The 11,493-nt window shown below is 58.1% G+C and carries 18 protein-coding genes and 1 tRNA gene; 18 read left to right on the top strand and 1 reads right to left on the bottom strand.

Annotated features, from left to right (window positions below):
- The 6 genes from atpG to B3V69_RS04550 all read left to right on the top strand — a co-directional run.
- The coding region (gene atpG / locus B3V69_RS04575; RefSeq protein WP_296444221.1) for an ATP synthase F1 subunit gamma at positions 1-642 on the top strand (642 nt) is incomplete at its 5' end.
- Between the two features lie 50 nt (positions 643-692).
- Positions 693-2,096, top strand: a complete 1,404-nt coding sequence (gene atpD / locus B3V69_RS04570) for a F0F1 ATP synthase subunit beta (RefSeq protein ID WP_296444218.1) — start codon at positions 693-695, stop codon at positions 2,094-2,096.
- 13 nt (positions 2,097-2,109) lie between these two features.
- A complete protein-coding gene (locus B3V69_RS04565) occupies positions 2,110-2,526 on the top strand; it encodes a F0F1 ATP synthase subunit epsilon (RefSeq protein ID WP_296444216.1) in 417 nt (138 codons plus the stop codon).
- 297 nt (positions 2,527-2,823) lie between these two features.
- Complete coding sequence (locus B3V69_RS04560; RefSeq protein ID WP_296444214.1) at positions 2,824-3,273, top strand: YybH family protein; 450 nt, start codon at positions 2,824-2,826, stop codon at positions 3,271-3,273.
- 42 nt (positions 3,274-3,315) lie between these two features.
- Positions 3,316-4,287: a YheT family hydrolase gene (locus B3V69_RS04555; protein WP_296444212.1), complete on the top strand. Its 972-nt coding sequence runs from the start codon at positions 3,316-3,318 to the stop codon at positions 4,285-4,287.
- Between the two features lie 16 nt (positions 4,288-4,303).
- The gene (locus B3V69_RS04550) at positions 4,304-4,843 is read left to right on the top strand and encodes a DUF2946 family protein (protein WP_296444210.1); all 540 of its coding nucleotides are present in this window, start codon (positions 4,304-4,306) and stop codon (positions 4,841-4,843) included.
- Between the two features lie 93 nt (positions 4,844-4,936).
- Here B3V69_RS04550 and B3V69_RS04545 read toward each other — a convergent pair whose 3' ends face one another.
- Positions 4,937-5,506, bottom strand: coding sequence for a c-type cytochrome (locus B3V69_RS04545; protein ID WP_296444207.1), 570 nt, complete (start codon positions 5,504-5,506; stop codon positions 4,937-4,939).
- A gap of 89 nt (positions 5,507-5,595) precedes the next feature.
- Here B3V69_RS04545 and B3V69_RS04540 point away from each other — a divergent pair.
- The 12 genes from B3V69_RS04540 to B3V69_RS04485 all read left to right on the top strand — a co-directional run.
- Positions 5,596-5,671: transfer RNA gene (locus tag B3V69_RS04540), tRNA-Arg, on the top strand.
- 178 nt (positions 5,672-5,849) lie between these two features.
- Positions 5,850-7,070: a tyrosine-type recombinase/integrase gene (locus B3V69_RS04535; RefSeq protein WP_296444206.1), complete on the top strand. Its 1,221-nt coding sequence runs from the start codon at positions 5,850-5,852 to the stop codon at positions 7,068-7,070.
- Between the two features lie 259 nt (positions 7,071-7,329).
- Positions 7,330-7,551, top strand: coding sequence for a helix-turn-helix domain-containing protein (locus B3V69_RS04530; protein ID WP_296444205.1), 222 nt, complete (start codon positions 7,330-7,332; stop codon positions 7,549-7,551).
- A 105-nt stretch (positions 7,552-7,656) separates the two neighbouring features.
- Positions 7,657-7,932, top strand: a complete 276-nt coding sequence (locus B3V69_RS04525; RefSeq protein WP_296444203.1) for a hypothetical protein — start codon at positions 7,657-7,659, stop codon at positions 7,930-7,932.
- A 3-nt stretch (positions 7,933-7,935) separates the two neighbouring features.
- The gene (locus tag B3V69_RS04520; RefSeq protein ID WP_296444201.1) at positions 7,936-8,199 is read left to right on the top strand and encodes a hypothetical protein; all 264 of its coding nucleotides are present in this window, start codon (positions 7,936-7,938) and stop codon (positions 8,197-8,199) included.
- Positions 8,200-8,299: 100 nt separating this feature from the next.
- Complete coding sequence (locus B3V69_RS04515) at positions 8,300-8,761, top strand: hypothetical protein (protein WP_296444200.1); 462 nt, start codon at positions 8,300-8,302, stop codon at positions 8,759-8,761.
- Between the two features lie 92 nt (positions 8,762-8,853).
- The gene (locus B3V69_RS04510; RefSeq protein ID WP_296444198.1) at positions 8,854-9,081 is read left to right on the top strand and encodes a helix-turn-helix transcriptional regulator; all 228 of its coding nucleotides are present in this window, start codon (positions 8,854-8,856) and stop codon (positions 9,079-9,081) included.
- Positions 9,081-9,446, top strand: a complete 366-nt coding sequence (locus tag B3V69_RS04505) for a hypothetical protein (protein WP_296444196.1) — start codon at positions 9,081-9,083, stop codon at positions 9,444-9,446. The genes B3V69_RS04510 and B3V69_RS04505 overlap by 1 nt, the downstream gene beginning before the upstream one ends.
- A gap of 3 nt (positions 9,447-9,449) precedes the next feature.
- On the top strand, positions 9,450-10,229 hold the full coding sequence (locus B3V69_RS04500; protein WP_296444194.1) for a hypothetical protein: 780 nt from the start codon (positions 9,450-9,452) through the stop codon (positions 10,227-10,229).
- 10 nt (positions 10,230-10,239) lie between these two features.
- Complete coding sequence (locus tag B3V69_RS04495; RefSeq protein WP_296444192.1) at positions 10,240-10,704, top strand: hypothetical protein; 465 nt, start codon at positions 10,240-10,242, stop codon at positions 10,702-10,704.
- A 20-nt stretch (positions 10,705-10,724) separates the two neighbouring features.
- Positions 10,725-11,048 carry a hypothetical protein gene (locus B3V69_RS04490; RefSeq protein ID WP_296444190.1) on the top strand — a complete coding sequence of 108 codons (324 nt, stop codon included), beginning with the start codon at positions 10,725-10,727 and terminating at the stop codon, positions 11,046-11,048.
- Positions 11,049-11,104: 56 nt separating this feature from the next.
- A partial coding sequence (locus B3V69_RS04485) for a hypothetical protein (RefSeq protein WP_296444189.1) occupies positions 11,105-11,493 on the top strand: 389 nt, incomplete at its 3' end.

Raw genomic sequence — 11,493 nt, 5'->3', positions numbered from 1 at the left:
GACAAGGGCCTGTGCGGGGGGATGAACACCAACCTGTTGCGCGGCGTGACCAACAAGCTGCGTGATCTGCAGGCGGCTGGCGTGTCCACGCAAGCGGTGGCCATCGGCAACAAGGGTTTCGGGTTTCTGACGCGCGTTGGCGCCAAGGTCGTGTCGCATGCGACGCAACTCGGCGATACCCCGCACCTGGACAAGCTGATTGGCCCGGTGAAGGTGGTGCTCGATGCCTATGCCAAGGGTGAAGTGAATTCGGTGTACCTGTGTTACACCCGGTTCATCAACACCATGAAGCAGGAGCCCGTGGTGCAGCGCTTGTTGCCCCTGTCGCCCAACGAGATGCAGGCCCAGACGCAAGCCCAAGAGGCGGCAACCGGTGCCAAGCATGGTTGGGATTACATCTATGAGCCCGATGCGCAGACCGTGATCGACGATCTGCTGGTCCGCTACGTGGAAGCACTGGTGTACCAGGCGGTGGCAGAAAACATGGCGTCCGAGCAATCGGCGCGCATGGTGGCCATGAAGTCAGCGACAGACAACGCCGGCAGCGTGATTGCCGAGCTCAAGCTGATCTATAACAAAACGCGTCAAGCAGCGATCACGAAAGAACTTTCGGAAATCGTCGCGGGTGCAGCGGCGGTGTGACCATCCGGTCACGTGCAGCGGTTTAAACGTATTTATTTTTGGAGCAAAAAATGGCTCAAGTCCAAGGCAAGATTGTTCAGTGTATCGGTGCGGTGGTCGACGTGGAGTTCCCACGCGACAAGATGCCCAAGATTTATGACGCGCTCAAGATGGATGGCTCCACTTTGACCCTCGAAGTGCAGCAGCAGCTGGGTGACGGCATTGTCCGTACCATTGCGCTGGGCTCTTCTGACGGTCTGCGCCGCGGCATGATTGTGCAAAACACCGCGCAAACCATCATGGTGCCGGTGGGCAAAGCCACCCTGGGTCGCATCATGGATGTGCTCGGCGCGCCCATTGATGAGCGCGGCCCGGTTGCGGCGACGCAAACCGCCTCGATTCACCGCAAGGCCCCCGCTTACGACGAACTCAATCCGTCCCAAGAGTTGCTGGAAACCGGCATCAAGGTGATTGACTTGATTTGCCCGTTCGCCAAGGGTGGCAAGGTGGGTCTGTTCGGCGGTGCCGGCGTGGGCAAGACCGTGAACATGATGGAACTCATCAACAACATCGCCAAGGCGCACAGCGGCTTGTCGGTGTTTGCTGGTGTCGGCGAGCGTACCCGCGAAGGCAATGACTTCTACCACGAGATGGCCGACTCCGGCGTCGTGAACCTCGAGAACCTCGAAGAGTCCAAGGTTGCCATGGTTTACGGTCAGATGAATGAGCCCCCGGGCAACCGTCTGCGCGTGGCCTTGACCGGTCTGACCATCGCCGAATCGTTCCGCGACGAAGGCAAAGACGTGCTGTTCTTTGTGGACAACATTTACCGCTTCACCTTGGCCGGTACCGAAGTGTCCGCCCTGTTGGGTCGTATGCCTTCCGCTGTGGGCTACCAGCCTACATTGGCCGAAGAAATGGGCCGTTTGCAAGAACGTATTACCTCGACCAAAGTCGGCTCCATCACGTCCATTCAGGCCGTTTACGTGCCGGCCGATGACTTGACCGACCCAAGCCCTGCCACCACCTTTGCCCACCTGGATTCCACCGTGGTGCTGAGCCGTGACATCGCCTCGCTGGGTATCTACCCCGCAGTCGATCCGCTGGACTCCACCAGCCGTCAGCTCGATCCGCTGGTTGTCGGTGCGGACCACTACGAAACCGCTCGCGCCGTGCAAGGCACGCTGCAGCGCTACAAAGAGCTGCGCGACATCATTGCGATTTTGGGCATGGACGAATTGGCACCGGAAGACAAACTGGCTGTGGCACGTGCCCGCAAGATTCAGCGTTTCCTGTCCCAGCCCTTCCATGTGGCTGAAGTGTTCACCGGCTCCCCCGGCAAGTACGTCAGTCTGGCCGAGACCATTCGCGGCTTCAAGATGATCGTCAACGGCGAGTGTGATCACCTGCCCGAGCAGGCCTTCTACATGGTTGGCACGATCGACGAAGCGTTCGAAAAAGCCAAGAAAATCTAAGGCAGGGTTCAACATGAACACCATCCACGTCGATGTGGTCAGTGCCGAAGAGTCCATCTTCTCAGGCGAGGCGCGTTTTGTCGCCCTGCCCGGTGAAGCGGGTGAGCTTGGCATTTACCCGCGCCACACACCGCTGATCACGCGCATCAAGGCGGGTTCGGTGCGTATTGAAAAAACCGATGGCAGCGAAGAATTCATCTTCGTCGCCGGTGGCCTTCTCGAAGTGCAGCCCAACTGCGTCACGGTGTTGTCTGACACCGCCATTCGTGGCAAAGACCTGGACGACGAGAAAGCCAATGCGGCCAAGGCTGCGGCGGAAGAAGCGCTCAAGAATGCCAAAGGGGATATCGATATCGCCCGCGCGCAATCAGAACTGGTCGTTATGGTGGCCCAGCTGGCGGCGCTGCGGAAATACCGCGATAAGAAATAAGCGAACGCTCAGGGTGGCACCGCCTTGGGTGATTCAAGCCACGTTCAAAGCCCTGCTCTGGAAAGATCAGGGCTTTTGTGTTTGTGAGCCCAGCCGGGGCGCACCGCAGGGTGCAGGCCTCATTCAATACCGGCGAACCGGGGAGTTCATTGGGGTTAAGCTGTCCAGCTTGCGGAACGGAACGGTCGCATAGGCGGGCGCATGAAATAGGGCGCTGACTGGCGCCATGGTGCTGTTGCGCAAGAGCGCATGTTGAAATCACGGCAAAATCTACCCTAACGTCCACACCACACCACCATGTCCAAAGCAAAAAAGCAGGCCGCAACCCTCGGCGGATCTGCCGATGATATTGAAGCCGCCTTTTATGAGGCGCTGCAGACCGCTGACATCGACAAACTCATGGCCTGTTGGGCGGACGAAGATGAAATCGTCTGCGTGCACCCGGGCGGGCCGCGATTGATCGGGGCGGGTGCCATTCGGGCCGCGTTTGACGCCATGTTTGCCAACGCCAGTATCCGGGCTTGGCCGGAGGCGGTGCGCAAGATCGAATCGATGGCCAGCAGCGTGCACAACGTGCGCGAGCGCATTGAAGTGCTGACCGACGAGGGGCCGCGCGAAGCCTATGTCACGGCCACCAACGTCTACCACAAGACGGCGCAGGGCTGGCGCATGGTGGCCCACCATGCGAGTCCCGGGTCGCCACAGGAGGCATCGGAAATCAGCGAAGCCGGCCATGTCTTTCATTGAACAAATAGGCCTCTGGCCCCCGTATTATATACGTAGACTGCTATGAATTATGTAGCACCTGCCTGGCTGCCCGGCGGCAATTTGCAAACCATCTGGCCGGCCTTGTACGCACGCCGGGGGGTGGGGCCGCCGCCGCAGTACCGGCGCGAACGCTGGACCACCCCGGACGATGATTTCATTGACGTGGACTGGTTGCAGACACGACCCAGTGACACCTTGCTGGTGATGTTCCACGGGCTGGAGGGTTCCTCTGCCAGCCACTACGCCGAGGCCTTTGCCGACTTTGCCCAAACGCGTGGATTCGCCTTTGCCGTGCCGCATTTCCGCGGCTGCAGTGGCGAGCTGAACCATGGCCCGCGGGCTTACCACTCTGGTGACTTTGAAGAAGTTGGCTGGATGCTGGCGCGTTTTCGCCAGCAGCATCAGGGGGCTATCCTGGCGGTCGGTATTTCGCTGGGGGGCAATGCGCTCTTGCGCTGGGCCGAAGAAATGGGGGAGCAGGCGGCCCGCGTGGTTGACGCGGTGGCCAGCGTGTCGTCGCCCCTCGATCTGACCGCCAGCGGTCGGGCGATCGGACGCGGTTTTAACCGGCTGGTCTACACCCGCAGGTTTTTGAACACCATGAAACCCAAAGCGCTGCGAAAACTGGTGCAGCATCCGGGCTTGTTCAATGCAGAGGCCTTGCGCGCCGCGCGCGACCTGTATGCGTTTGACAATGTGTTCACAGCGCCCTTGCACGGTTTCAAGAGCACCGAAGATTACTGGTCGCGCGCATCGGCCAAGCCGCATTTGCGTCAGATACGGATCCCGGCGCTGGTGGTGAACGCCCGCAACGACCCCTTTGTGCCCGCCTGGTGCCTGCCCCACCAGCGGGATGTGGGCAACTGGGTAACGCTGTGGCAACCAGTCCATGGCGGGCATGTCGGTTTTCCAGCGGGTCCGATACCCGGTCATGTCAGTGCCATGCCGATGGCGGTGGGCGGCTGGCTGGCTTCCCAAATTCCAACCCCCTGAGCGATGGAGGCTATTGATGGATGACATCGTTAAACAAGCGCTGGCCAAATGGCCCAATGTGCCCGATTGCTACGGCTGGCTCGGCCTCGACGCACGCGGCAACTGGTACATGCGCGACGACCGCGTTCAAGCCCAGGGACCGTTTGTGGGCGGTACGGCGCAGAGCAAAGGCTCACAGTTAAAGCACGAGAAGCTCATTGACTTCATCCACCGCAACTACGAGGCGGATGCGCAGGGACAGTGGTATTTCCAAAACGGACCCCAGCGCGTCTATGTGGAACTGCAAGCCACCCCGCTGATCTGGCGTGTGAACCATGACTTGTCGATTGAAGACCACTGCGGCCGAGCCGCGCGCGTGCAGCGCTGCCTGCTTGATGAGCAAGGGCGCGTGTATCTGCAAACGGATATCGGATTTGGCCTGGTGCACACCATGGACATGGGGCAAGCGGCGGACGCCATCGAGCAGGGCCTGTGGCCAGTACAGGACGTGCTTGGCGCCGATTTGCCGCAGCAGTTTCGCTACGTGCCTAGCCCCTATTTGCTACAAAAAAAGTAGCTCCTCACGCAATGTAGCCGCGGGCTACAGGTTTAAAAAGCAATAAAGAAGCCGGCCAATGACCGGCTTTCCCAGAGCCCTTGCCGCCCTGCCTTATTTGGCGGCCTCAGCGGGCGCTGCCGGCGCTGCCGCCGAAGCTGCTGCTGCTGGGGCTGCCGGGGCTTTGGGCTCCTCAAGCTTGCCACCGGCGGCATTGGCCATGTACACCACGGCACGGCCGATTTCCAGCGGTTCAAAATCACCGCCACCTTGGGCCGGCATGGCATTCTTGCCTTTGGTGGCAGAGTTCAGCAGTGCTTCATAGCCGGTTGCGATGCGGGGCGCCCAAGCCGCCGCATCGCCAAATTTGGGAGCGCCCACGACACCCGCAGTATGACAGGCCGTGCATTGCGCCTTGAAGACCTCTTCGCCGGTCTTGAGTTGCCGGTTGGCATCACGAATTTCTATGCGCCCAATTTTCTGGATCCGGGCGGCCAGCGCTTTTTCCGGGTTCACGGCGCCGGCGGCGGGCTTCTTGTCCGATGTGACGTAGTAAACCAGTCCGATGATGACAAAGATGGGAATCACGAATGAGAAAAAAACCGTCAGCAACAGTTGCTTGGGGTTTTTGACGGGTCCGGTGTGGACCTCATCGTGCGCAGCGGCGTGGTGGTTGTCACTCATGGTGTCCTCTAAAAATCGGGGGCTTTGAAAGCAGCCCGCGATTATAGCCGTCGCCCTCTCGAAAACATCTACAATGCAGCCTTCAGTTTGCGGCTGTAGCTCAGTGGATAGAGTATTGGCCTCCGAAGCCAAGGGTCGTGGGTTCGATCCCCGCCAGCCGCACCAAGTGAACACTTCTCAACGTGCCATACCATCTCAAAACCCGCGTGTCTCCTAGGCATAGCGGGTTTTTCTTTGCCTTGCAGGGTCTCACGGGGTAACATGACATACCAGCAATTTGATGGTATCCATGATGGTAGGCGTCAAAGCTGGTATGTGACATACCATCAAACCGGGGACTGACATGGCACTTACCGACACCTTCGTGAAAAACGTCAAGCCCAAAGGAAGTGCAGTCGGTGAGAAATACGCCGATGGTGGGAACATGTATTTGTTGGTCAACGCTACCGGCAAGTACTGGCGCTTGAACTACCGATATTTGGGCAAACAGAAGACGCTGGCGCTGGGGGTCTACCCAGCCGTTTCACTTGCAGACGCCAGAAGGCGCCGAGACAAGGCCCGGGAACAGTTGGCCAAGGACATTGACCCCAGCACTGCCAAGCGGGAAGACAAGCAAGCCAAGGCAGACTTAGCGGCAAACACTTTTGAGCTGGTGGCGCGCACCTGGCTCAAAAAGACGGCTGCCAAGAGAAAAGACGTTACCCAAGACCGCATCACGACCCTGCTGGAGCATGACGTGTTCCCTTTCATCGGCAGTCTGCCCATCCACACCATTGGCCCGCGTGACGTTCTGGACAAGGCAGTGCGCAAGATTGAAACGCGGGGCTCCATCGACACGGCACACCGCGCAAAGCAGATATGCGGGCAGATATTCCGGTATGCGGTGGCGGTGGGGCTGGCAGAGCGTGACGTAACCGCGGACCTTCGCGGTGCACTGGCGGAAATTCCGAAGGCGCACTTTTCTGCAATCACCGAGCCAAAGCAGGCCGGCGACCTGATGCGCTCGATATTCGATTACACCGGCCATCCATGCACCGTGGCCGCGCTCAAATTGTCTCCGCTGGTGTTCGTCCGTCCCGGTGAATTGCGAACGGCTGAGTGGGCTGAGATTGATTTGGCGGCGGCAGAGTGGCGCATACCCGGCAGCAAAATGAAGATGAAGGTAGACCACATCGTGCCACTGTCCACGCAGGCGCTGGAGATACTGCGCAGCGTGCACCCAATCTCTGGGCACGGTCGTTACGTGTTCCCCAGCTTGCGCACTGGTGAGCGTCCTATGAGTGACAACACTATCAATGCCGCCTTGCGGGGCTTGGGGTACAGCAAGGACGTGCACACTGCCCATGGGTTCCGCGCAATGGCTCGAACCATTTTGGACGAAGTGCTTGGTGAGCGCGTGGACTTCATAGAACACCAGTTGGCACACACGGTGAAAGACCCGAACGGACGCGCCTACAACCGCACGGCACACCTGCCAGCACGCAGGGAAATGATGCAACGCTGGGCGGACTACATGGACAAGCTGCGTGCTGGCGCTGACGTGCTTCAGTTCAAAAAGGCGTGACGCCAGAACCTGCCCTGTGGATAACTTGACCGCTCTACGCCATCTGACGGATGCACAAAAAACAAGCAAATAAGCATGCCGTGCAAGTGATTGATTCACATGGATATTCCCGGATTGGGTACAAAGTTATCCAATTTATCTACTTCATACGACGGACGTTATGTTAAGTAATGGTGACGTATAGTATTAAATTGTACCCATAAAGGGAAATATGCGATACACTCAGACCAACAAAATAACGATGTGAAGGTTCCCCACCATGACACCCGACCAATTCACCGCCGCATTGGCCAAACTCGGATGGAAGCAATCGGACTTTTGCAGGAAAACGGGAGTCAGCAAAAACACACCGTCACGCTGGGTCAACGGTGAGACACCGATTCAGGCATGGGTGGCGGCCTATCTTGGGGCCATGCAAGACCTGGCAGACCTTCATGCTAAGTACCTGGCCGTCAAAGGCGGGGATAGCGCCAGCGAGTGACACCGCCCAGCCCCACGGCGGTCTATGTGGGGCAAATAGGCGGCGGCAACGGTGATTGAGCCCACCAATGCCGCCTGACCACCGACAAAGAAACGGACTTTGAAAATGGCTACTGACACTGTAAACGATGCAAATACAACCGGCCTTCAAATCGCGATTGAAGGCCTCAGCAAATTCTTAGCGCGGCTTGATGACAAAGGCCGTTCAATTGCAGATGCTGCGCTTTCTCATTTTGCAAACCATCCTGATGACCATGAGTGGGCTGCATCGACCATCAAGCACCAAGTCGTATTGAGGGCAATGGAAACATCTGAGCCGGCCCATATACTCAAATTCAAGCCATCCAAAAGCCGCAAAGTGTCTGCGCCTAAGGCGGGGTGAGCCATGCCTGAGACCGCCCAAATCATCGCCTTCCAGTCCATGCTCACGACACCCGTGGTTCAGCCCCGGCGCAGCAAGAATCTGATGCACGGCACGATAGAGCTATGGCGCTACCGTGGCAACCAGCAGCCCAAGAAAGCCGAAGCCGAAATAGCGTTACGGCATGAAATCGAACTGCGAGAAATAGACGTGTACCGCGCTGAAAATGTCCTGGCTGGTGCGCGCCTTCGAGTTGCGAGATTGCGGGAGCAACTGATAAACGCATAAACCAGTTTGCCCCAGCTAGCGCAGCGTCGAAACCTGCGCGAAAAGCCAAGCCCCCGCTGGCCTGCTGGTGGCTCCTTATGCGGGGCTGCACGGGGGATGCATGGCAGACAATCAAATACCCACTGGCTATCGACTGATAAAGGTTGGTGGCAGACCCAAAGACCACCCTAGAAACGTTGCCGTTGCCATGGCGCGCAAGTGGCGAATGACGGCCTTGCATGAAAGCGCTAAAGCTGCAGACCTGTGGATTGTTGAAGGCTGGAACGCCGCCGGAATCACTCAAGAGCAACACGTTCACGCGGCGATAAAGAAGGCCGAACGGGTCGAGGGCGCGCCGCTCTCCACTTGGGTCTGTCTATGGCCGGATTGGGGCTGCATTGCCCTGGCGAAAACACAAAATGGCTGGGTCACTGGATGGGCCTGGAGACCGGGGCTCACTCGCGCAATTGATTTCCCAGCAGAGGTGAATTGGACATACTTTGCAGTAAATGGCGTGATGCAAAAGACCGTCACAGCCAACTTTAACTTTGAGCTGCCAGCGGATTTCTTATCCGATAACTAGCGCGTATTTCTGCACCAAGAAATAGTTTCTTGGTGTGACTTTGTGGTGACGAAAAATCACCATCGGGGCACCAACTTTGAAAGGTGCACCCCGTGTCAATCCATAACACACCGTCTTTTGACAACCTGCCCGCAACGGGCTTCATGCGCCAGCCCCAGGTGCTGGAGGTTGTTCCCTTTTCAAGCGCCACGCTCTGGCGCAAGTGCAACGCTGGCCAATTCCCCAAACCCGTGAAGCTGTCCGAGCGTGTGACCGCTTGGAGGGTTGGGGACGTCCGCCAGTTCCTTGCAACTCAGGCCGCCGGTGCCGTGGTTGCGTAATGTCAGCCCCAAAAAGCAACGGGCGCAACTCTCGCAAAGTTGCACCCGCCAAGAATCTCACAATCACCGGCCTGAATTCTACCCAGCCCACCTACTTTCTGGGCACAGAAAACCCGCGCCAGCTTCGCGCCATTCATACCCTGCTGCGTCGGCCGGTACCGCGTGAACACCTCGACAGCATTGTTGGTTGCAGCAACGGGCCCGAGTTGGTTGCAGAGCTTCGCCGCCGTGGGCTCGATGTGCCATGCGAGCGAATCAGCTTCATTGACCGTGACGACAAGCCGTGCCGCCCAGGCGTCTACAGCCTGACCTTGAGAGACCGCCGCATGATTTACGCGTGGCTTGCAAAGCAGGCGAAGGGCTAAACCGTGAGCAAACCCAAGACATACCGAGACCCGCGCGGGCACAGCCTGCGCATCTATGACGACCTGTACGACAGCCCGGCATTCAATGCCCTGTCGCCGCACGATGTGATGGCCTACCTGGCATTGCTACGCGAGTTGAAGGGGTACAACAATGGCGACCTGTCATTGCCGCTGAGCCGTGCCAAGCGCTGCGGAATCGGCCACCATATGACGCTCGCCCGAAGCCTTCGCGCCCTGTGTGCCGTGGGGCTGGTTGCGGTGACCCGAAAGGGCGGTGCCACCAAGGGAGGGCAGCGCCTTCCCACGCTCTACCGTGTGACGGACGCTGAGTGCTATGACATTCCCGCAAAGCTGCTGACGGAAATGAAGGCGACGAACGAATGGAAGCGCATCGAAAGTGTGGAGCACGGTGCGCAACTGATTCAGGCAGCCGAGGATTCTGTCAAAAAGGCCACTGAAAAAAAAATTAACGCAGGACACGCCGTGACAGCTACCACGTCACGCCGTGACGTAATCGGGCCAAAAATTAGGTCACCGCGTGACACATGGAATGGCGGACCACGTCACGGCGTGACTATGGCTGAAAAGGTAGAAAACCCTTTATCCATGCGGGTTGCAGCCGAGTTTTCACCTGATGCTGAAAAGCAGAGCCATAGGACACCGCGTGTATCACCTTTACAGGTTGCCATACATACGGGCAATTTGGCCAGCACTGACGACCACGGAACCTATCGGCGACTGACCGCACGACCAGCCAACTTATTCAAAAACCTGATTCACTGAAAGCACAACCATGACCAACTTCACACACTATCACCTGACGGCCGAACAATTCAGCGACGAGAGCGGCCCGGCCATCATGCTGACCCAGCAGGACGGCATTGAGGACCCCGTCACCATCGTGGCGCACCCTTGGCAACTTCGGGCCGTCTGCGAGCAATTCGGGCTGATTGCCAGTGACCCGGCAGCACAAAAGACCATCGCCATGTTGACGCGCCGCCTGCTGGTGCTGCGCGACCGTATCGACCACTTGGGCGACTACCTGACGAACTACTCAGACCACGAGCACGCAAACCTCGAATATGAGCTGACCTACATCACGGCCACCACCGACATTGCCGAAGAGTTTTGCGCTGACCTGGTGGACACAAGCGCGCCGGAAATCTTACCCGCACCGATGCCATCGGCAAAGCCTATCGGTAAGCCTTCGCTAAAGCCTTCGGCACAGGCTACCCCGCCGCAAGAAACCCTTATCTGACCAGCACTAAGGACGAAAACATGAGCATTCAAGGAATATTCAAACCGAAGGCCAGCGGGAGCGGGTTCGACGTGGCGCCCGCAGGGGTTCTTTTGCTGATGGCTGACTGCGCCTATGGCAACCCAGCCAAGACAGCACCAAAAGATGCGCATGACGCCCGCGCTCTGGTGGATGGTGTGCTGGCCGCCGCTCGTGCCGGGGGCTTCGTGCAATACGACATTCTCGGCATGTTGCTGTCACGCAATGAGCGCTCGGCCCGTGTGGCAGAGATGGCCGTCGCTGCGTGCAATGCTGCGGGTGAGTCGGCACTGCTTGAAATATTCGCTGCTGATGGCATGGCCTGACGCAGCACCGATAACACCTCGACTGACAAAGCCATTTTTTATAAAAAGGAAACATCATGACCGATTCAACCGCAAGCCTTGTACTCGCTGTAGACACGACGCAAACCGCCAAGGCGGGGATTGACCTCGACAAGCTGACCGCCAGTGGGGAGAAAACGGAGGTTCAATTCAACAAGACAGGGCAAGCCGCGTCAGGTTGGCAGCAAAACATGCGAGGCGTCGACGCAGCCTTGAAATCGACGGCAGAGAGGTCGATTGAATTGTCACAAGCCACGCAACGCATCATTGACAATTACAACCCGCTGGGCACCAAGCTACGCGCCTTGCAGGCCGACATGGCTATCTTCCAGAGTGAAATGGGCAACAGCACATCCGACGCCGCCATGAAGACGTTTCAAGGCCTGGAGGATGAGATTGCGCGCACTAGTGTAGTGTTGCATTCTGT

This window comes from Rhodoferax sp. UBA5149 (assembly GCF_002413825.1).
Taxonomy (GTDB): Bacteria; Pseudomonadota; Gammaproteobacteria; order Burkholderiales; family Burkholderiaceae_C; genus Rhodoferax.
This window is presented reverse-complemented; position numbering and strand designations above follow the sequence as displayed.